The organism is Halanaerocella petrolearia, from assembly GCF_054657875.1.
Genome location: NZ_BAAHXW010000001.1, coordinates 433,522 through 454,487, shown reverse-complemented (window position 1 = coordinate 454,487; position 20,966 = coordinate 433,522). Strand labels below are relative to the sequence as shown.

The window sequence follows — 20,966 nt, the reverse complement described above, 5'->3', positions numbered from 1 at the left end:
TGTGATTAAGAAAGGGGGGAGCAGAGTGGTAGGGTCTGAATTAGCTCCAGCTGATTTAAAGAGAAGATGTGATTTAAGCCAATTAGATTTTGAGACGACGGCTGAGTTAGAACCTGCTGTTACTGCTTTAGGGGCTAAGCGGGCATTAGAAGCAATTGACTTTGGATTGCAGGTGAACCAGAAAGGTTACAATATTTTTGCTCTTAATTTCTGTGGTACTGAGGAACGAGAGTATCTTACGTCTTTAATCAAAGAAGAGGCAGAGACAGAAGAGATACCTGATGATTTATGTTATGTTCATAATTTTCAAGCTCCTAATGAACCCCAGGCTTTAAGATTGCCAGCAGGTCTAGGGATAGAGTTTAAAGAAGATTTAGATGAATTATTGACTAATCTTAAGCAAGAACTTGAACAGATATTTTCTAGTAAAGAATATTCTCAGCAAAAGAATCAATTACAGAATCGATATAAAAGTCAAAGTAATCTTTTATGGAGTCAATTAGAGGCAGAAGTAGAAGAGTTAGGTTTTATTTTAGAGCAAGAAGAAGAAGGCTTTGCTATTATTCCTTTATCAGAAGATGGAAACCCTATGAGCGAAGAAGGTTATAGACAATTATCTATTGAAGAGCGGGAAGATATTCAGGAGTTTACTCAAGTAATCCAAGAAAAGATAGATGAAGTATTAGAGAAAGTTAAAGGGATTAAAGAAGAATATAAGACTGAAATAGAGAATTTAAAACAAGATTTGGCTTCAGAAATAGTTAGTAAGTATTTAGATCCTTTAGTTGATAGATATACAGAATTTAATGAAATTATCAATTATTTTGGAGATTTAGAGTCTGATATCCTAGATAATATAGATATATTTAGTGAAGATAAATCAGGGGCTGGTTTTTTATTATTAGATGAAGGAGAAGATCCAGAAGATAAATTTACAAGATATAAAGTTAATTTAGTAGTTGATAATAGCCAGCTAGATGGTGCTCCTGTAGTGGTAGAAACTAATCCTACCTATTATAATTTAGTAGGCAGAATTGAATATGATAGTCATGGAAATCAGATAAAGACTGATCTGCTTAATATTAAGTCTGGTGCCTTACAGCAAGCTAATGGAGGATATTTGATCTTAGATGCTAAGCAGTTGCTATCTAATTTTAAAGCTTGGGAAGTCTTAAAACGGGTACTTGAAACCAGTGAATTGAAGGTTGAAAATTTAGGTCAGGAATATGATAAATTTCCTTTAGTAACTTTAGAACCAGAGTCTATTTCTCTGGATGTTAAGGTTATTTTATTAGGCAGTACAGAGATTTATCGATTATTATATCAATATGATTCTGATTTTAAAGAATTATTTAAGATTAAGGCTGATTTTGATCAAGAGATGGAGTGGAACCAACAGAATAATTATCAGTTAGTCCAGTTTATTGCCCAGCAATGTCAAGATAAAAACTTACATCCGTTAGAACATAAAGCAGTAGAAGAAGTAATAGAATATATTGCGCGGGTAAAAGGAAATCAGACTAAGTTATCCACTAAATTCAATGTAATTACTGATCTATTATATGAGGCAGATGCTGTAGCTAAGTTAAATAATCAGGATATAATTACTAAAAAAGAGATAAAGAAGGCTTTAGATAAGCGAGATCAGAGATTAGGGCGTTATGAAGATAAATTACAGCAATTATATCAAGAAAATAAGATTTTAATTGATACTACAGGTAAAAAAATAGGTCAGATAAATGGTCTGTCAGTACTTGATTTAGGAGACTATCGTTTTGGGCGACCTAGTAAGATTACTGCTGCAGTCTATCGAGGCCAACAAGGAGTTATCGATATTGAGCGGGAAGTAAATTTAAGCGGTAAGATACATAGTAAAGGAGTATTTATATTAGCAGCTTACCTAGGAGAGAAGTTTGCACAAGATAACCCATTATCTTTATCAGCTAGTTTATGTTTTGAACAGATGTATTCTTCTATTGATGGAGATAGTGCATCAAGTGCTGAATTGTATGCTCTCTTATCTGCTTTAGCTGAAGTGCCTATCAGACAAGACTTGGCAGTAACAGGTTCTGTTAATCAACAAGGGGAGATACAACCAGTAGGAGGAGTAACAGAGAAGGTAGAAGGTTTCTTTAAAATATGTCAGGAAGATGGTTTGACTGATGACCAAGGTGTCTTAATTCCAGAACAGAATATATCTGATTTAATGTTAGATAATGAGATAGTAGAGGCAGTAGCGGAAGATAAATTTCATATTTATACTGCTAGTAATATCAAAGAAGGAATTGAGCTATTAACTGGTATGGAAGCTGATACAATTAATTCTTTAGTTCAAGATAAAGTCAACAGGTGGGCCAATGACGAACAGGATTAATTACTAAACCAGGCCACGTGGTCTGGTTTAATTTTATTGCAGAGAAGGGGGAGGGAGAGTGCTAAGTCAAAAAATCATCTTATTGATAGTGGGCCTCTCCTTAATATCTGGTATTGCTTTAGCTAGAGGATTTCAGTTAAAAGATAATGAAATAGTATACCAGAATTATAGTTTTTTGAAAGAAGTAGACGGAAGATCTCTTATCTCATTTATTTATTATGAATATAAAATAGTAATCTGGAGTTTTATTGGATTAATTTTGTTATTGGGATTGGCGATATTTATTTTACTATTGAATATAATTAAACGTAAGGATGTTGAAGAGAGGTTAAGAGATAGTAAGGAGCGGCTCAGATTGGCTATGTGGGGGACGAATCAGGGAATTTGGGATTGGAATTTAAAGACAGATGAAATTTATTTTAATTACCAGTGGGCAGATATGTTAGGTTATAAACCTCAAAACCTATCAGGTAAATTTAGTGACTTACAGCATCTTTTTTATCCTGGAGATATGAAACAGATGAGAGAAGAAATGGAGTCTCATTTAATAGGTGAAAAATCTATTTATGAAGTAGAGTGTAGAGTATTAACTAGGTCAGGTAAGTGGAAATGGATTCTGAGTCGAGGTAAAATAATTAGTAGAAATAGAGAGGGAGAGGCTTTACGGATTATTGGTACTCATCAGGATATTAGTCAGCGTAAAGAAGCAGAAAAGAAGATCAAGTATGTAAATAGCCATGATTATTTAACTGAGTTATATAATCGGCATGGGTATCAAGAAAAATTAGATCAATTAGATAAAGATGGTAAACTGCCTTTGAGTGTTATTATTGGTGATGTTAATGGATTAAAGGTAGTTAATGATGTCTTCGGTCATGATAGAGGAGATCAATTATTACAAGAGATAGCTACTATTCTGAAAAGTGTTACGCGAAAAAAAGATATTGTAGCACGTTGGGGAGGAGATGAATTTGGAGTTATTCTACCGACTACAACTAGTAAACAGGTTCAGAAGGTAATAGATAGAATTAATGAAGAATGTCAGACTTCTAGTTTTGAACCAATTAATCCTGATATAGCTTTAGGTCAGGCTACTAAAGAAAAAAGTGCAGAGGATTTAGAGGAGATAATCAATCAGGCTGAAAACAGAATGTATCAGAATAAGTTATCTTGTAAGAAGAATAGAGAGTGTAGAATGTTGGGTTCGCTAGAAGATAATATGTTGGCCCAAGCTAATGAATTAGGAGTTGATTTAGAAGAAAGTAAGCAATTAGCTTTAAAATTAGGCCGAGAATTAGATTTATCAATAGATAGGTTAGAGAAGTTGAGTCTATTAGCTAGATTTAAAGATGTTGGTAAGTTGGCTATTGAAGAAGAAATATTGATTAGGGATGATAAATGCTTGACTGCTAAAGAGCAGTTAAAACTACAAGAGCATGTAGAAATTGGTTATAGATTAGCTAAGAATTTTCAAGAATTAACTCCAATTGCTAATTGTATTCTCTTTCATCATGAACAGTGGAATGGAGAAGGGTATCCTCAAGGGTTAAAAGAAAAGAATATCCCTTTATTATCTCGTGTAATTGCTGTAGTAGATAGTTATCAATCTTTAGCTAAGCAAGTTGGTCTAGAAGTAGCAAGAGAAGAGTTAAAAAGGTTATCAGCAGATAAATTGGATCCTAAACTAGTAGATATTTTTATTAAGCAAGTAATTAAGTGTGAGAAGTAATTTTCTCACACTAACTTCTTTTATTTCCTCTTAATTCTTTATAATATTTGGCTCCAGCTCCTACAATAGCTATAGCAAAGGAGATAGCACCTCCAATTAATATAGTCTTAAGTCCTGTTTCTAGTGCTGATAAATAATCATCTTTTATTAGATAGAGCATAGTATGATAGGCTGGAACTCCTGGAACTAAAGGTAGAACCCCTGAAATAACAAAGACAGTAGCTGGTAATTTTTTGATTCTAGCAAATACTTCTCCACAGATACCAACAATTATTGCAGCTATAAAAGAGGCCAGTATTAAGTTATTAGCAATTTTTTGGACAACTAAGAGTCCAGCCCAGCTTAAGGTACCAGTCAGTCCTAATAAAGGTAGACTATTTCTAGGAGCCTGAAAAGTAATTCCATAACCTAATACTAAAATAAAATTAGCCAGTAGATCCAAAAATATATCCATTACTGAAACACCCCTAAAGCCATTGCTACTCCAACAGCTAAATTAATAGCTACTAGAAAGACTTCTGCTCCACGACTGGTAGCAGAAATCAAATCACCATTAATAGCATCTCGAATGGCATTTGTTACTGATACTCCAGGAACAAAAGACAAGATACCACTAACAGTAATAATACTTAGATTTTCTCCGATACCAAAGTGGTAAAATAGATTAGAAATAATTCCTGCAATAAATCCAGCAATTAATTCAGAAATGAAATTAATTTCTTTTAAGAAACCACTAATATTAATGAATAATTGAGCACCTAAACTGGCTACTAAAGCAGGAAGTAGGTCAATATAGCTACCTTTAACTAAAATAACATACATAGAAGCAGCTAATGAACTAGATAATACGACTGTAAATAGGTTATATTCATTTTTATCAGTGGCAATTTCATGAAGTTTGGTCATAGCTTTGTGGTATTCTATAGTCTCTTGAGCCAGCTGTCGAGAAAGATTATTTACTTGGCTGATCTTATCTAAATTTACTCTACGATTATGAATCCTTTTGACAATAGTATAGCCATCATCAATTGATACAAATAGCCCAGTGGGAGTGACTATACTCTGAGTGTATTTCATACCATAAGCTTGACAGATACGATTGATTGTTTCTTCAGTACGATATATCTCGGCGCCATTGGTTAAGATTATTTCACCAGCATAACTGGCAATATCTAAAACTTGTTTTGGGGTAGCCATGTTTTACCTCCTTATTTTCAATATATCATAGATTATTTTGTAGTTACAAACAGGAAGTAGATTATTAATCTAGAATTTAGATACTATCATAGTAAGAGATAAATTGATAGATCTATTTATCATTAAAAGGAGGTTTATTATGACTCAAGCTAATATTTATCATCTCTATCATAGTGGTGTAGCAGTAGAGACTACTAATTCATTCTTAGTATTTGATTATTATAATGATACTCCTGCTAAGAGAGAAAGAAGTCTAAGTAATGGGGTGCTAGATGCTAAGGAGTTTACAAGTGATAATAATTTTGTATTTGTAACTCATAATCATCATGATCACTTTAATCCAACTATCTTTGATTGGGAGACAGAAAGAGAGATTAAGTATCTTTTAAGTTCTGATGTCCAAGCTAAAAAGAAAGAAAATCGCTATAAAATGGACAAGTATCAGAAACTAGAGTTAGAAGATATATTGGTTGAGACCTATGGTACTACCGACCAAGGTCTTTCTTTTTATACTGAAATTGATGGATTGAATATCTTTCATGCTGGAGACCTTAATTGGTGGCACTGGAAGAAGTTTAGTCCTCAGGAATGTAAGCAAGAAGAGAAAGATTTTAAAGAAGAGTTAGCTAGACTGGAAGATAAAGAGATAGATATTGCTTTTGTGCCAGTTGATCCAAGATTAGAGGAGTATTATTATCTAGCTGGAGAGTATTTCATTGAGACAATTGAACCTAAGTTGCTGGTACCAATTCATTTTGCTGATAACTATCAGATTACTTCTGATTTTGCTAGGCATGTTAGTCAGTTACCAACAGAAGTAGCTGAGATTAAAGAAAGAGGAGATCAGATAGAGTTTAAGAAGTAGTAGTTTCGGGCCAACTGTTGGCCCAATTTTAATTTTAAAAAGAGTAGAGGTGATAAAATGAATTTAATTGACTTTCATTGTGATACAGTAAGTAAGATATTTGATAGTAGAGAAGAGATTAGTTTAAAAGAGAATGATTTGCATATAGATCTACATAAATTAAAGAAGGCCAACTCGTTAGCTCAATTCTTTGCTCTTTATATAGATCTGGCTGCTGAACCTACTGCTGAAGAAGATAAGCTAGAGGAATCTTTAGCAATGTTAGATAAGTTTTATCAACTACTTGAGACTAACAAGGAAGAGATAGCCATAGCAAGAGACTACAAAGAGCTAAAGTTAAATCAAGAACAAGGAAAGATATCTGCTTTCTTGAGTATAGAAGAAGGTGGAGTGTTACAAGAGAGTCTAGCTAATTTAAGAAATTTCTATCGGTTAGGAGTTAGAGCAATTACTTTAACTTGGAATTATCCTAATCAATTAGGCTATCCTAATTCTAAGCTAGAGTATAGAGAGCAAGGTTTAACTAACTTTGGTAAGCAAGTAGTAAGAGAAATGAATCGACTAGGAATGTTAGTTGATGTTTCTCATCTATCTGACCAAGGTTTTTGGGATGTAGCCCATTTATCAGAAGAATCTTTTATAGCTTCTCATTCTAATGCTAGAGCAGTTAGAGATCACTCTAGAAATTTAACTGACGATATGATCAAGATAATAGCTAACCAAGGGGGGATTATTGGAGTTAATTTTGTGACTGATTTTTTAGGAGGCAGTAAAGTAAGTAAAGTTGAAGATATAGTTAGACATATAAAACATATTAAGCAGGTAGGAGGAAGTGATGTAATTGCCCTGGGTTCAGATTTTGATGGGACTGATTCTCAAATAGAGATAAGTAACATTAGTGAGATAGATAAATTGATTCATGCTTTAGAGAAGAATGGCTTTAGTGGAGTAGAGATAGAGAAGATACTCTTTAAGAATGGAGAACGAGTGATTAAAGAAGTGATAGGTTAGAATATAATAAGTTTATTTTTTCATTTAATTATAAAATTAGTAATAATTATATCTTTCAAACATAAGATTATATTAGATAGGTCAGCTCTTTAAGTAAAAATAACAAATTAAGGAGTGATAAAATTATGACAAGCCAAATGAGAGCAGTCTGTTCATGTTGTGGAAAAGAAGCTAATCTACCTCAAGAAGTAGAAGAGAAATTTGGTTTTAGAAGGATATCTGGTAACCAACGAAAGCCACAACCATATTGTAGAAGATGTAGAAGTGCAGGTTGTGGAAGGAAAAGAAAGAACTGTGAATAAAAAAGCCAACCTTCTTAGAAGTTGGCTTTTATTGTATTTAAAGTTTAAATTTAGCAATAAGCTCTTCAAGTCTGTGGGCTATAGTAGCTAATTCCTGTGATGAGTCAGTTATTTCATCTGACATAGTAACAATTTCAGTAACAGAATTAGTTATTAACTCACTATTTTCTGCTAGGTTCTCAGTAGCACTGGCTGTTTGTTGAATTTGTGCTGCAGTTTCTTCATTTGCCTCTTCAATTTCTGTAAAGACTTGGCCTGTTTCTTGAGCAATCTGTTGTCCTTTTTGAGCTTTAGATTTTACTTTATTAATTGCTTCTAAACCGGCATTAGATTGCTCTTGAGTCTCTTTAATTAAATTAGTTATTTTATCTGTAGCTTGATTAGTTTCTTCTGCTAATTCTCTAATTTCTTCTGCTACAACTGCAAAACCTTGTCCTCTCTTTCCAGTTGAAGATTCAGTATCAGAACTTGCTCTAGCTGCTTCGATAGAAGCGTTAAGAGCTAATAAGTTGGTCTGTTCTGCTATATTGGTAATTATCTCTATAATTTCTCCAATCTGTTGAGAATTATCATTTAAATTATTAAGAATCTCTGCTGTTCTTTCTACTTCAGATCTAATATCAATCATACTACTAATGGTATCAGTAATATTACCACTACCAACTTGTGTTTTTTCATTAGATTCTTCTGCAAATCCTGACACTTCTTCTGCACTAGCAGATATCTGTTGGATAGTAGCTGACATATCATCAATTAATTGACTAGTATCTTCAATAGTAGCATTTCCTTCTTGGGCTGAAGCAGATAATTCTTCACTATAAGCTGATAGCTTTTCTACAGCATCTAAAATTTCGCCATTAATTGTTTGAATATCATTACGTATTTTATATCTCATTTCATTAAGTGCCTGGAACATTCTACCTGATTGGCTTTTATTGTCAGTTTCTAGAGGTTTTACATCATAATTTCCTTTTGTTATCTCCTCAGCAAACTTTCTTCCTTTTTCCATTTCTTTAGTTAATAAGTTATCTATAGGATAAGAAAGAATTAACAAGAGAATAAAACTACCTCCTATAATAAGAAAGTCAGTTGTTGTTAGGTTATTCCATTGTCTAATAGCTAGAACAGCAACTGGAATCATAGCAACTATAGAAATAGATAAGATTAATTTCCATTTAAGATTGATTTTAAAATTCAAAATTTGCCTCCTTTATAGTTTGGTATATAATGTTTTTACAAGTACTTATTAGTATTATACTATAATATATCCTATTTTCAATAGTGATTGAGGAAGAATAATTTGTAGAAATTAATAATAAAATTTTAAGGAAGGGAGGAGAGAGAATGAAGAAGTGGAGAAGTTTAGAGTTACACACTCAGATTTTAATTGGTTTAATCTTAGGAGCAATAGTTGGTTTGATCTTCGGGCCAAAAGCCAAAGTGATTGAACCAGTAGGGAAAGTATTTATTAGGTTGATTAGAATGATTATTGTTCCTTTGGTATTTTCTTCTTTAGTTGTGGGAGTAGCAAGTATAGGAAATATTAAGAAATTAGGTAGAATTGGTGGTAAGACAATAGGCTTTTATTTATTGACGACTGCCTTTGCTATTATAGTTGGTTTACTCTTCGGTAATATTATGCAGCCCGGTGTAGGAGTAGATATGAATCTTAATAATGCAACAATGGAAGGGGCTAAAGCACCAAATCCAGGAGAAACAATATTAAATTTAGTTCCTAAAAATCCATTAACTGCTATGGTTGATGCTAATATGTTACAGATTATAATCTTTTCTATCTTTTTAGGAATAGCCATTGCTTTAACTAAAGAGAAAGGAGAGATTTTTAAGAATTTTTTCGATTCTTTTGCTGAAGTTATGTATAAGTTGACAGAAATAGTAATGAACTTTGCTCCTTATGGTGTATTTGCTCTAATAGCTACTGTGGTAGGTAGTTTTGGTCTTTCAGTATTATTACCATTAATTAAAGTGATTATAGCAGTCTATTTAGGTTGTTTGGTACACTGGATAATTACTTATGGAAGTTTAATAAAGTTTCTTACAGATTTAGATGTCATGGAATTTTTTAAAGGAATTACTAGTGCCCAGTTGTTTGCTTTTAGTACTTGTAGTAGTTCAGGCACACTACCGGTTACTACTAAGTGTGCTAAAGAGAACTTAGGAGTTTCTAATCAGATCTCTAGTTTTGTCTTACCCTTAGGAGCTACAATTAATATGGATGGAACTGCTCTTTATCAAGGGGTTTGTGCTTTATTTGTAGCTCAGGTATATGGTATTGACTTAAGTTTTGTGCAACAGTTGACTATTGTTTTAACTGCTACTTTAGCATCTATAGGAACAGCAGGGGTTCCTTCAGCCGGTTTGATTATGTTGACCTTGGCTCTTAAGAGTGTTGGTCTACCTCTAGATGGTGTAGCTTTGGTAGCTGGTATAGATAGAGTCTTAGATATGGCACGGACAACTACCAATATAACAGGGGATAGTGCTGTAGCTGCTTTAATTGAAACTACTGAATCAAATGATACAACTACTGACGACCTTGAGGTTGTAGATGGATAGTGATAGTGAAAAAATATCATTATATAAGGAGTCTGCTTAATAGCAGGCTCTTTTTATTTTTATTAATTTTATTTGTTATTTACCCTTTAATTTTTCGTCTAGATTGCATATAATATGGACTAACCCTCAATAATTATTCGAGTAATTAAAATAATATACAATAGAGGAGGAGTAGAGAATGGTACAAGGAATAGGTATTCCACCAGCAGAAGGGCTATATTCACCTGAGCAAGAAAAGGATAGTTGTGGAGTAGGATTTATTGCTCATATGAAAGGTGAAAAGAGTCATAAAGTAGTGGAGCAAGGATTAGATATTTTAGAAAGGTTAGCCCATCGTGGTGGTATTGGAGCAGATCCATTAACAGGAGATGGAGCTGGCTTATTGATTCAGATGCCAGATCAGTTTTTAAGACAGGAGATGAAGCAACAAGATATTGAATTACCAGAGGTAGGAGATTATGGTGTAGGTATGATCTTCTTGCCACGAAAGTTAGATCAAGGTTTATTAGCTGAAGGTATTATTGAAAAAGTAATTAGAGAAGAAGGGCAGGAAGTACTAGGTTGGCGTCAAGTTCCAGTTGATACATCTAATATTGGAGATAGCGCTGCAAGTACTCGTCCAGTAATTAAGCAGGTATTTATTAAAAAAGACGAAACTATAGATAATTTTGAACTCAAGTTATATTTAATTCGGAGAAAGATTGAGAAAGCAATTGCAGAATCAGATATTAAGAATAAAGAATACTTTAATATTCCGAGTTTTTCTAATTCGGTCTTAGTATATAAAGGTCTATTGTTGCCTAGACAGATTAATGACTTTTATCAGGACTTAACAGATCCGAAAGTTAAATCGGCTATTGCTTTAGTACACCAGAGATATAGTACTAATACTTTCCCATCTTGGGACTTAGCTCAGCCATTTAGATATTTGGCCCATAATGGAGAAATTAATACTTTACGAGGTAATATTAACTGGATGGCTGCTAGAGAACCTGATTTAGAGTCTGAAGTATTAGGTGATGAGATTGATGATTTATTCCCAATTACTAATGAGGAAGATAGTGATTCAGCTAACTTAGATCATGTAGTTGAATTATTATTGGCCTCAGGATTTAGTTTAGTAGAAGCTATGACTATGTTAGTCCCTGAAGCTTGGGAGAAGAATGAATTTTTAGATGATGAAGTAAGAGATTATTATGAATATAATGCTTGTATGATGGAACCATGGGATGGTCCAGCTGCTATTGCATTTACAGATGGTAAGCAGATTGGTGCCACTCTAGACAGAAATGGTCTACGACCAGCTAGATATACAGTAACTAAAGATGATTATGTAATCTTAGGTTCTGAGATAGGTACTCTAGATGTTGAAGCTAGTAATGTAGCTCAAGCTGGACGCTTAAAGCCAGGTGAAATGTTATTAGTTGATACAGAAGAAGGGCGCATTATTCCTGATGAAGAGATTAAGCAGGAAGTAAGTTCTGCTCGACCATATGGTAAGTGGTTAAATGATAATAAGCGCCACTTAGAGGAGTTAGAAGAAGGAGTTAAGCGTTATAATGAAGACTTTGATACAATTCCAGAAAGATTAAGAGCCTTTGGATATAGCCGTGAAGACTTAAGTACACTAATTGGCCCAATGGCTGAAAATAAAAAAGAGGCAATTGGTTCTATGGGTAATGACACACCATTGGCTGTTTTATCAAACAAACAAAAGCCATTATTTAACTACTTTAAGCAATTATTTGCCCAGGTAACTAATCCACCAATTGATCCAATTCGTGAAGAAATAGTTATGTCTCTTAAGTCTAATCTAGGCTCAAAAGGAAATATTTTGGAGAGAACAGAGGATAAAGCCAAGACTGTAGAACTTGATTCTCCAATCTTAACTAATGATAAACTAGATAAGATTGTGCACTTAGAAGATAATAACTTTAATACACGAGTAGTGCCAATGGTCTTCGATCCAGAGGAAGAAAATGGTTTAGAGAAAGGGCTAGAGAAATTATTCCATCATGTAGAGGAGAGCATTGACGCTGGTTATAATGTAATTGTCTTAAGTGATCGTAAGGTTGATGACTTCAATGCACCAATTCCAAGTCTATTAGCAACTTCTGCTCTTCATAATTATTTAATTAGAGAACAGAAACGTAATGGTGTTGATATTATTGTAGAGACTGGAGAAGCAAGAGAGATTATGCATTATGCTTTATTAATTGGTTATGGTGCTTTAGCAGTCAATCCTTATCTTGCTTTAGAGACTATATCTTATATGAGTGATCAAGGATTATATCTAACAGAGACAGATGACTTAACTGAGAGAAAGAAACGACAGAAGAGCTATATTAAAGCTGCAGAAAAAGGTCTATTTAAGATTATGTCCAAGATGGGAATCTCTACAATTCAAAGTTATCGTGGAGCCCAAATTTTTGAAGCAGTTGGACTTGGTTCTCAGTTTGTAGAGAAATACTTCCCAGGTACAACGACTCGAATTGAAGGAATTGGTCTTGATGTAGTGGAAGAAGAGATGATTACTAATCATAAAGAAGCGTACCAAGGTTTAAATGAACATGGTGCTCTATTGGAGAATAAGGGAGAATATAAGTGGCGTAAAGATGGTGAAGAACACTTATTTAGTCCTGAAGCAATTGCTACACTACAGCAGGCTGTTAGAACTGGGGATTATGAACTTTATAAAGATTATGCAGAATTAATGGATGATCAGACTGAAAGATTATCGACTATTCGAGGTCTCTTCGACTTCAAAGATAGAGAATCAATTGATATTGAAGAAGTAGAATCAGTTGAAGAAATTAGACAGCGTTTTGTAACAGGAGCTATGTCCTTTGGTTCTATTTCTAAAGAAGCTCACGAGACAATTGCTCGGGCTATGAATGAGATTGGAGGTATGTCCAACTCTGGTGAAGGTGGAGAAGACCCAGCTCGTTTTGAAGATGATAGAAGAAGTGCTGTTAAACAGGTTGCATCTGGACGTTTTGGTGTAACTACTCACTATTTAGTTAATGGTGATGAATTACAGATTAAGATGGCTCAGGGTGCTAAGCCTGGTGAAGGTGGTCATCTACCTGGTCGAAAGGTAAGTGAAGCGATAGCTTCTGTACGTCATACTACTCCAGGCATTGACTTAATTTCTCCACCACCACATCATGATATTTATTCTATTGAAGATTTGGCTCAGTTAATCTTTGATCTAAAGAATGTAAATCCAGCCGCTAGAGTCAGTGTTAAGTTAGTATCTGAGATAGGTATTGGAACTATTGCAGCTGGAGTATCTAAAGCTCATGCTGATATGATCTTAGTATCTGGTCATGATGGTGGAACTGGTGCAGCACCACTTAACTCTATCAAACATGCTGGTCTACCATGGGAGTTAGGAGTTTCTGAAACTCATCAAGTTTTAACTAAGAATAATCTACGAAGCAAAGTTAGAATTCAGACTGACGGCCAGATGAGAACAGGACGCGATGTAGCAATAGCAGCTCTATTAGGTGCTGAAGAATATGGTTTTGCTACTGCTGCATTAGTAGTATTGGGTTGTGTAATGATGAGAGACTGTAGTAGTAACAACTGCCCAGTAGGAATTGCTACTCAGAATCCAGAGCTTAGAGAACGATTTGCAGGTAAGAAAGAACAACTAGTTAATTACTTTACTTTCATTGCCCAGCAGTTAAGAGAGATTATGGCTGAATTAGGCTTTAAAACAGTTGATGAGATGATTGGCCGAACTGATAAGCTAGATATGAATGAAGCTATCAAGCATTGGAAATCTGAAGGTGTAGATGTCTCTAAGATTCTACATCAACCAACTTTACCAGATAGAATTGAAAACCACTGTGTTGAAGAGCAGGATCATGGTATAGATGACATCTTAGATAGAGATTTAATTGATCAAGCTAAACCTGCTTTAGAAGATCAAGAAACTGTAGAATTTGATGTAGATATTAATAATACTAATCGAACTACAGGTACAATGTTAAGTGGTGAAATTGCTAAAAGATATGGTGAAGAAGGATTAGCAGATGATACAATTAAGATTAACTTTAATGGTTATGCTGGACAAAGTTTTGGTACTTTTGGTATGCAAGGTTTAACAATGAATCTAAAAGGCCAAGCTAATGACTATGTTGGTAAAGGATTATTTGGGGCTAAATTAATTGTACAGCAGCCTGATGAAGCTACTAGTCCAGCTCATGAAAATATTATTGCTGGTAACACAATCTTATATGGTGCTATTAAAGGTGAATTATATATGAATGGTGTTGCTGGTGAAAGATTTGGTGTTAGAAACTCTGGTGCTGAAGCTGTAGTAGAAGGTATTGGAGATCATGGTTGTGAATATATGACTGGTGGACGAGTAGTTGTTCTTGGTCAGACTGGTCGTAACTTTGGAGCCGGAATGAGTGGCGGTATTGCTTATGTATATGATATTGATGGTCAATTTAGAGATCGATTAAATGACTTAATGGTAGAAGCTGAGCAGGTGGAAGAGGAAGAAGATATTGCAACAATTAAAAGATTAGTTAAAAATCATGTTGAATATACTGGCAGTCAGCGTGGTCAAGAAGTATTAGATAATTGGGACCAAGCTATTGGTAAATTTGTTAAGGTTATCTCACCACGCTATCGAGAGATTCTTGCTAGTCGCAAGGGGGGGACGGAATAATGAGTAAAGAAAAAGGATTTTTGCGAATAGATCGTGAGGAAATTTCTAAGCGACCAGTTGAGAAGCGAGTAGAGGATTATAATCAAGTTTATGAATTACCAACAGAGGAGTATACAGCAGAGCAAGCCAAGCGATGTATGGGTTGTGGAACTCCTTTCTGTAATTATTCCTGTCCTCTAGGTAATCTATGTCCAGAGTGGCATTCATTTATTAGGCAGGGAGAATGGCAGAAGGCTCTACAGCTATTACAGGAGACTAACAACTTTCCTGACTTTACAGGTCGATTATGTCCTGCTCTTTGTGAAGGAGGCTGTGTCTTAGGAATTGATGACGATGCAGTAGCTACTCAGAATATTGAATTAGCTATCTCTGAAAAAGGATGGGAAGAAGGTTGGATTAAGCCACGACCACCTAAAGTAAGAACTGATAAAGAAGTAGCAGTAGTAGGTTCTGGCCCAGCTGGTTTAGCAGCAGCTCAGCAGCTAAATAGAAAAGGGCATATTGTTACAGTTTATGAACGAGACTCTAAAGCAGGTGGTATGTTAACTTATGGTATTCCAGATTTTAAGATAGAAAAATCTGTAGTAGCCAGAAGAGTTAATCAGCTTAAAGAAGAAGGTATTGAGTTTGTACTAAATACAGAAGTAGGAACTGATATATCAGCTACAGAGTTAGAGGAAGAATATGATGCTGTAGTTTTAGCTGGTGGGTCTAGAAAGGCTAGAGATTTACCAGTTTATGGCCGTGAGCTAGATGGCATTCACTATGCTATGGATTATCTAACTCAACAGAATGATAGAGTAGCTGGTAATGAGATTCCTGAGGATGAATTAATTGATGCTGAAGGTAAGAGAGTAATTGTAATTGGTGGTGGAGATACTGGTTCTGACTGTGTTGGAACAGCTATTAGACAGGGAGCAGAAAAAGTATATCAGATTGAGTTATTAGAGAAACCACCTGCAGATAGAGCAGATGATAATCCATGGCCACAATATCCTCAGACTTTAAAGACTTCTAGTTCTCATCAAGAAGCTGATTCTTTAGTTGATACTAGTGGGGATGAACTTGATGTTCGAGACTGGTCTGTTTTAACAAAGAAATTTAGTGGTAATGATGAAGGACAAGTAGAAGAATATCATGCTGTTCAAGTAGAATGGGTAGAAAATGAAACAGGCGAAAAAGAGATGCAAGAGATTGAAGATAGTGAATTCTCTCTATCAGTTGATTTAGTTATCTTAGCTATTGGATTTGTTCATCCAGAGCATGAAGGTATGGTTGAAGAGTTGGATTTAGAGTTAGATGAACGTAAGAATGTTAAAGCAGAAAATTATCAGACTAGCCAGGAGAAATTCTTTGCTGCTGGTGATATGCGACAGGGGGCCTCTTTAATTGTAAGAGCAATCAATGAAGGACGAGAGGTAGCTGAAACTGTTGATGAATATTTAGAGGAATAATAAAAGTTATGGCCAACTTCTTTTACAGGAGTTGGTCTATTTTATTTGTAACATACTTTGTTGAATGATTAAATTAGTGTTTGACTATTGATAGCTTAAATCTAGAAAGGGGTAATCTACAATGAATTACATAGTAACTAAATTAGTTTCTAAGCTATTATTACCACCAGGGATTTTTGTATTACTATTGGCATTAGGAATTCTAGTTTATAGTTTTAGACAGAGTGGTTATTCTTATCATCGTAAGAATAGTAGTTTTATTCCTATATTATTAGTTGGATTATTGTTATTAATTTATTTATTTAGTTCTTATATTGGCGAAATTGTTTTAACTAAACCTTTAGAGGATAGTTTTTATTCTGTCAAAGTAGATAATTTACTTAAACAAGAGACTAAAACTGCTATAGTAGTTTTAGGAGGCGGAATAATTAGAGGAACTCAAGTAGGAGCAGAGATTGGTAGAACGAGCTTAAAAAGATTACAGTATGGTTGGGAATTACAAAAGAAGACAGGATTTAATATAGTAGTAACTGGAGGAGTACCACCAGGAGTAAAAGGGCCAGCAGAATCTAAAATTATGGAAGGGATATTAATTGATTGGGGAACTGATAAAGATCAAATTATTACAGAAACTAAAGCTTTAAATACATGGCTTAATGCTACTAATACTACTAAGATATTACAAAAAAGAGGCTATAAACGAATAGTTCTAGTAACTAGTGCTACTCATATGAAGAGAGCAGTTTACTCTTTTAAGCAGAATTGGAATGGAGAGATAGTAACAGCACCTACAGATTATATTTTTGATTCTAAGGTTAACTTTTTAAGATATATTCCTAATCGGTTTTCTTTACATAATTCATTAGAGGCTCTTCATGAATGGATAGGATTAGCCTGGTATCACTTTAAAGGATAGCTCACCTTATGGTAACTAGATTTATACTTAATAATAAATTCCCTTTTTTGTGAATTAACTTTACTAAATTTGTTAGAAGTAGTATTAAATAATAATAAATGTTACAATATTTATGTGACTTGAATCATATTATTTTGTAGTTATATGAAGTATAATTATTACTAGTAGATTTATAATTTTTGTTATAATGATTAAAGTTTAAAAATAAATGATATAAGTTGTACTAGATAAGATGTTCATATGTGGAGGGATTAAATATTATTATTTGGTTATATTTATCAGGTGTTATCTTTAATTTTATAGTGTTTCTTGTTTTTTTAATTAAAGATTTTAGAAATTTAAGTATTAATATATCAGGGACACTGAACTTTTTACTATTTAGTTGGCTTATCTATCCTATTCTATATAGTAAAAAGAACTAATAAAAAGACCAAGGAATTATTCCTTGGTCTTTTTATTAATTTTATGTGATGATAAAAGGGGATATTAAAAGTTTGTAATGCTCTATTCATCTTTTAATTCAATACAAGAGACTGGACAATTTTCTACACAAGCGCCACAAGCAATGCAAGATTCAGGATTTACTACGTTAGATGCTTCTTTTATTTCAAAGACATTAGGATCTGCTGGACAGACTGACTTACAAACCCCACATGCAATACATTGATCTTGATCTACTACTGGGTAGGCCATTATATCTCCTCCTTAAATGGTATCATCTATATATATAATAATTTATTTTAGATATAACTTCTGTGATTTGACTCACGTAAATCAATTTTTGAGATATCAATATAAAAAGCTAGTTTCTTTAAGAGCTAGCTGTGAGTTAAGTCAGTTATCTATATGTATAGTTGATAGAATTATCTTTTTTGATATTTGAAATTTTAATTAGAGAAAAGAATGAATATTAGAGAATAGCTCTTCAATTTTATACATATAATTGTATAAGTATATTTTGGAGGGGAAAATATGTTTATTTTTATTAGATTATCAAGAAGAGTAGTATTGATAGTTACGGTTTTTTTAATAATCTTTGGTTTAAGCGTTTACTTTTGGGGTTTTTCTACAGAAGATACTACTGTGCTTATAGAGGAAACTTCAGATGATATGTTAGAGGTAGAAATAAAGAAGATATTTGATATTCGTAATAAGGCTTTGTTAGAAGAAGATACAGATGCTTTAGAAAGTCTATATGATAAAGAAGTTAAGACTGGAATCTGGGCTTATGAACATGAGATTAAAAAAATGAAATATTTACATAACTGGTCAGAGAAACAAGGAGTAAAATTTACAGAAATTGATTCTCAAGTTATTGTAAAACGTATAGAAGAGAAAGAAGATGGATTTTCAGTAAATTTAACAGTTTCTACTGAATATCAGTATGTATATCAAGATTCACCAGAAAAGAATAATTCTTTTAGACTTGGAACCTATCATGTTGTGAAGTTAATTTCTCAAGAAGAAGGATTAGTTATTACTAAGGAATGGTATAGAGATCCCTTTGCTGATTCTTTAAATTTAGATGAAATCAAAGATCAAGAGATAAAGCAGTTAATTCTTTCTAACGAGCCTAAAGATCTATCAAATTTAAATAAGAAAAGAGTAAAAGCATTAGAGTATGTTGATAAGTATTGTGGTGCTGCTAGCCCACCTAAGTATGGTTTTAAATATAATTCTGAATATAAAAATTATAATTATCAAGGAGGAGACTGTGCCAACTTTGCTTCCCAGATGCTATATGAAGGAGGAGGGTTCAATAAAAATGGTATCTGGAACTATAGAAAAGGTAGAGGAAGCAAAGCATGGGTGAATGCACAAGCTTTCAATAGATATATGCTTGATAGTGGTAGAGCATCTTTAATTTCTCGAGGTACTTATAGTAAGGTATTAAAAAATTCTTATAAATTATTACCTGGAGATTATATAGCTTATCAAAAGAAGGGAAAAGTTGTTCATGTGTCTATTGTAACTGGAGTCGACTCTAAAGGATATATTCTAGTAAACTGCCATAATTCAGATCGACATAGAGTTCCCTGGGACTTAGGTTGGAGTAATAAAGGAATAAGGTTTTGGTTAGTTCGTGTCCATTATTAATAAATAACTATTTTTGTTTTGATAAGATTGCTAACGCATGTTTTCTTTCTTTTAACTATTTGATATAATTATATAGGTTATCTATTGCATAGATGTAGTTGATAATTACAAATAATACATTAAAGTATAGGTATGGTGATGATATGAGTAATTTAAGTACATTTGATATTTTAGGGCCAACTATGGTTGGTCCTTCAAGTTCTCATACTGCTGGTGCAGTAAGAATAGGGAATTTAGCTAGAGAAATAGTTGGAGTAGATTTTAATCAAGTTAAAATTTATTTACATGGCTCTTTTAAAGAAACTTATCAAGGTCATGGAACTGACAAAGCATTAGTTGGAGGGTTACTTGGTTTAACAACAGATAATGTTGCAATTAAAGAGTCATTTCAATTAGCTGAAGAGAAGGAATTAAAGTTTGAATTTATCCCAATAGATTTAGATGATGTTCATCCTAATACTATAAAACTAGAGATTAAAGATGCAAATGGTGAGATAACAATTATAGTAGCTTCTTCAGTTGGAGGAGGAAGTGTAGTTATTAAGCAGATAGATGATATAAAAGTCGATATAACTGGAGAATACTACACAGTAATTACTACTCATCAAGATCAACCAGGTATAGTAGCTAAAGTAACTAAAGCTTTAGAAGATAGTAATTTAAATATTGCTTTTATGAAGGTCTTAAGAGAGTATAAAGGTGCCTTAGCTACAGCAGTAATTGAACTTGATGAAGAAATAGATCAATCAACTATTAATGCAATAAATAATATATCAGAAATTAATGATCTTAAAGTAGTTGGCCCTGTAGAATAGGAGGAGAAAATGTATAATTTTAAAACAATAACAGAACTAATATCTATTGTAACTGAAGAGGAAATTTCTATAGCTGAAGTAGTTATCAGACGTGAAAAAGAATTAACTGATATATCCCAAACTGAGATTAAAGATGGAATGAAGAAGAACTTAGATGTAATGAAGAGTGCAATTACTAAAGGGTTAAATGAAGATGTTTCTTCTATGAGTGGTTTGACAGGTGGAGATGCTAAATTAATGCTAAAGTTTCAAGAAGAAGGAAGAACAGTAACAGGAACAGTCTTCTCTTCAGCTATTGCTAAATCTTTGGCTGTAGCAGAAGTAAATGCTGCTATGGGACGAATTGTGGCAGTTCCTACTGCTGGTTCTTGTGGTATTCTACCAGGTACAGTTTTGGCAGTAGCAGAAGATAGAGATTTAGTTGATGATGAGGTAATTGATTCATTATTTGTGGCTTCAGGTATTGGACTTATAATCTCCCAACAAGCATCTGTTTCGGGAGCAGAAGGTGGATGTCAAGCAGAGTGTGGTTCAGCATCTGCAATGGCTGCTGGAGCTGTTACTTATTTATTAGGAGGAGATGGCCAGCAAGTAGCTAGTGCAGTGGCTATTGCTTTGAAGAATACCTTAGGGTTGGTCTGTGATCCAGTCGCTGGATTGGTAGAAATTCCTTGTATAAAACGGAATGCTATGGGAGCAAGTAATGCTTTAACTGCCGCAGAAATGGCTTTAGCAGGTATTGAGAGTGTAATTCCCGCTGATGAAGTAATAGTAGCAATGAAGAAAGTAGGAGATGCTATGCCATCTAAATTAAAAGAAACATCGTTAGGTGGTTTGGCGGCTACTCCTACAGGATGTAAAATTAAAAATAATCTTGTATGATTTTTAAGAGACTACCTTAAGGTAGTCTCTAATTTATTTTAAGCTAATAATTTAATTCTAGAA

Annotated in this window: 16 protein-coding genes; 12 read left to right on the top strand and 4 right to left on the bottom strand. The window is 33.7% G+C overall.

The genetic code is table 11. The annotated features are described in order from the left end of the window. Positions 1 to 25 precede the first annotated feature (25 nt). Together ACYQ39_RS02355 and ACYQ39_RS02350 are read left to right on the top strand one after the other, a co-directional pair. Positions 26 to 2,374, top strand: coding sequence for a Lon protease family protein (locus ACYQ39_RS02355; protein ID WP_459840270.1), 2,349 nt, complete (start codon positions 26 to 28; stop codon positions 2,372 to 2,374). A 58-nt stretch (positions 2,375 to 2,432) separates the two neighbouring features. Beyond that, positions 2,433 to 4,103, top strand: coding sequence for a bifunctional diguanylate cyclase/phosphohydrolase (locus tag ACYQ39_RS02350; protein WP_459840269.1), 1,671 nt, complete (start codon positions 2,433 to 2,435; stop codon positions 4,101 to 4,103). 10 nt (positions 4,104 to 4,113) lie between these two features. Here ACYQ39_RS02350 and ACYQ39_RS02345 read toward each other — a convergent pair whose 3' ends face one another. Further along, positions 4,114 to 4,557, bottom strand: coding sequence for a threonine/serine exporter family protein (locus ACYQ39_RS02345; RefSeq protein ID WP_459840268.1), 444 nt, complete (start codon positions 4,555 to 4,557; stop codon positions 4,114 to 4,116). Then, entirely contained in the window at positions 4,557 to 5,300 is a 744-nt protein-coding gene (locus ACYQ39_RS02340) for a threonine/serine exporter family protein (RefSeq protein ID WP_459840267.1), read from the bottom strand. The genes ACYQ39_RS02345 and ACYQ39_RS02340 overlap by 1 nt, the downstream gene beginning before the upstream one ends. Before the next feature lie 139 nt (positions 5,301 to 5,439). Here ACYQ39_RS02340 and ACYQ39_RS02335 point away from each other — a divergent pair, with 139 nt between their 5' ends. The 3 genes from ACYQ39_RS02335 (at position 5,440) to ACYQ39_RS02325 (ending at position 7,478) form a co-directional block, all read left to right on the top strand. Beyond that, positions 5,440 to 6,165, top strand: a complete 726-nt coding sequence (locus ACYQ39_RS02335) for an MBL fold metallo-hydrolase (protein ID WP_459840266.1) — start codon at positions 5,440 to 5,442, stop codon at positions 6,163 to 6,165. A gap of 57 nt (positions 6,166 to 6,222) precedes the next feature. Next, positions 6,223 to 7,176, top strand: a complete 954-nt coding sequence (locus ACYQ39_RS02330) for a dipeptidase (protein ID WP_459840265.1) — start codon at positions 6,223 to 6,225, stop codon at positions 7,174 to 7,176. 125 nt (positions 7,177 to 7,301) lie between these two features. Continuing rightward, positions 7,302 to 7,478: a hypothetical protein gene (locus ACYQ39_RS02325; RefSeq protein WP_459840264.1), complete on the top strand. Its 177-nt coding sequence runs from the start codon at positions 7,302 to 7,304 to the stop codon at positions 7,476 to 7,478. Positions 7,479 to 7,515: 37 nt separating this feature from the next. Here ACYQ39_RS02325 and ACYQ39_RS02320 read toward each other — a convergent pair whose 3' ends face one another. Further along, entirely contained in the window at positions 7,516 to 8,676 is a 1,161-nt protein-coding gene (locus ACYQ39_RS02320) for a methyl-accepting chemotaxis protein (RefSeq protein ID WP_459840263.1), read from the bottom strand. 146 nt (positions 8,677 to 8,822) lie between these two features. On the opposite strand from ACYQ39_RS02320, the gene ACYQ39_RS02315 reads away from it, so the two are divergent. The 4 genes from ACYQ39_RS02315 (at position 8,823) to ACYQ39_RS02300 (ending at position 17,109) form a co-directional block, all read left to right on the top strand. After that, positions 8,823 to 10,055 carry a dicarboxylate/amino acid:cation symporter gene (locus ACYQ39_RS02315; protein WP_459840262.1) on the top strand — a complete coding sequence of 411 codons (1,233 nt, stop codon included), beginning with the start codon at positions 8,823 to 8,825 and terminating at the stop codon, positions 10,053 to 10,055. Between the two features lie 178 nt (positions 10,056 to 10,233). Continuing rightward, the gene (gene gltB, locus ACYQ39_RS02310) at positions 10,234 to 14,739 is read left to right on the top strand and encodes a glutamate synthase large subunit (RefSeq protein WP_459840261.1); all 4,506 of its coding nucleotides are present in this window, start codon (positions 10,234 to 10,236) and stop codon (positions 14,737 to 14,739) included. Continuing rightward, positions 14,739 to 16,193, top strand: a complete 1,455-nt coding sequence (locus tag ACYQ39_RS02305) for a glutamate synthase subunit beta (protein ID WP_459840260.1) — start codon at positions 14,739 to 14,741, stop codon at positions 16,191 to 16,193. The genes gltB and ACYQ39_RS02305 overlap by 1 nt, the downstream gene beginning before the upstream one ends. Positions 16,194 to 16,314: 121 nt before the next feature. After that, positions 16,315 to 17,109, top strand: coding sequence for a YdcF family protein (locus ACYQ39_RS02300; protein ID WP_459840259.1), 795 nt, complete (start codon positions 16,315 to 16,317; stop codon positions 17,107 to 17,109). 504 nt (positions 17,110 to 17,613) lie between these two features. Here ACYQ39_RS02300 and ACYQ39_RS02295 read toward each other — a convergent pair. Next, positions 17,614 to 17,802, bottom strand: a complete 189-nt coding sequence (locus ACYQ39_RS02295; RefSeq protein ID WP_459840257.1) for a 4Fe-4S binding protein — start codon at positions 17,800 to 17,802, stop codon at positions 17,614 to 17,616. Positions 17,803 to 18,081: 279 nt separating this feature from the next. Here ACYQ39_RS02295 and ACYQ39_RS02290 point away from each other — a divergent pair, with 279 nt between their 5' ends. From ACYQ39_RS02290 to sdaAA, 3 genes are all read left to right on the top strand, one after another. After that, positions 18,082 to 19,206: an amidase domain-containing protein gene (locus ACYQ39_RS02290; RefSeq protein ID WP_459840256.1), complete on the top strand. Its 1,125-nt coding sequence runs from the start codon at positions 18,082 to 18,084 to the stop codon at positions 19,204 to 19,206. Between the two features lie 143 nt (positions 19,207 to 19,349). Further along, complete coding sequence (sdaAB, locus tag ACYQ39_RS02285) at positions 19,350 to 20,021, top strand: L-serine ammonia-lyase, iron-sulfur-dependent subunit beta (RefSeq protein ID WP_459840255.1); 672 nt, start codon at positions 19,350 to 19,352, stop codon at positions 20,019 to 20,021. Between the two features lie 9 nt (positions 20,022 to 20,030). Further along, positions 20,031 to 20,903, top strand: a complete 873-nt coding sequence (gene sdaAA / locus ACYQ39_RS02280) for an L-serine ammonia-lyase, iron-sulfur-dependent, subunit alpha (RefSeq protein WP_459840254.1) — start codon at positions 20,031 to 20,033, stop codon at positions 20,901 to 20,903. Positions 20,904 to 20,966 lie beyond the last annotated feature (63 nt).

Bases quoted from the DNA above. Each gene is read 5' to 3' on its own strand.
- ACYQ39_RS02330 (WP_459840265.1), top strand. From the start codon at position 6,223: ATGAATTTAATTGACTTTCATTGTGATACAGTAAGTAAGATATTTGAT.
- ACYQ39_RS02295 (WP_459840257.1), bottom strand. From the start codon at position 17,802: ATGGCCTACCCAGTAGTAGATCAAGATCAATGTATTGCATGTGGGGTT.
- ACYQ39_RS02340 (WP_459840267.1), bottom strand. From the start codon at position 5,300: ATGGCTACCCCAAAACAAGTTTTAGATATTGCCAGTTATGCTGGTGAA.
- ACYQ39_RS02305 (WP_459840260.1), top strand. From the start codon at position 14,739: ATGAGTAAAGAAAAAGGATTTTTGCGAATAGATCGTGAGGAAATTTCT.
- sdaAA (WP_459840254.1), top strand. From the start codon at position 20,031: ATGTATAATTTTAAAACAATAACAGAACTAATATCTATTGTAACTGAA.
- ACYQ39_RS02345 (WP_459840268.1), bottom strand. From the start codon at position 4,557: ATGGATATATTTTTGGATCTACTGGCTAATTTTATTTTAGTATTAGGT.
- gltB (WP_459840261.1), top strand. From the start codon at position 10,234: ATGGTACAAGGAATAGGTATTCCACCAGCAGAAGGGCTATATTCACCT.
- ACYQ39_RS02325 (WP_459840264.1), top strand. From the start codon at position 7,302: ATGACAAGCCAAATGAGAGCAGTCTGTTCATGTTGTGGAAAAGAAGCT.
- sdaAB (WP_459840255.1), top strand. From the start codon at position 19,350: ATGAGTAATTTAAGTACATTTGATATTTTAGGGCCAACTATGGTTGGT.
- ACYQ39_RS02315 (WP_459840262.1), top strand. From the start codon at position 8,823: ATGAAGAAGTGGAGAAGTTTAGAGTTACACACTCAGATTTTAATTGGT.
- ACYQ39_RS02335 (WP_459840266.1), top strand. From the start codon at position 5,440: ATGACTCAAGCTAATATTTATCATCTCTATCATAGTGGTGTAGCAGTA.
- ACYQ39_RS02290 (WP_459840256.1), top strand. From the start codon at position 18,082: ATGTTTATTTTTATTAGATTATCAAGAAGAGTAGTATTGATAGTTACG.
- ACYQ39_RS02300 (WP_459840259.1), top strand. From the start codon at position 16,315: ATGAATTACATAGTAACTAAATTAGTTTCTAAGCTATTATTACCACCA.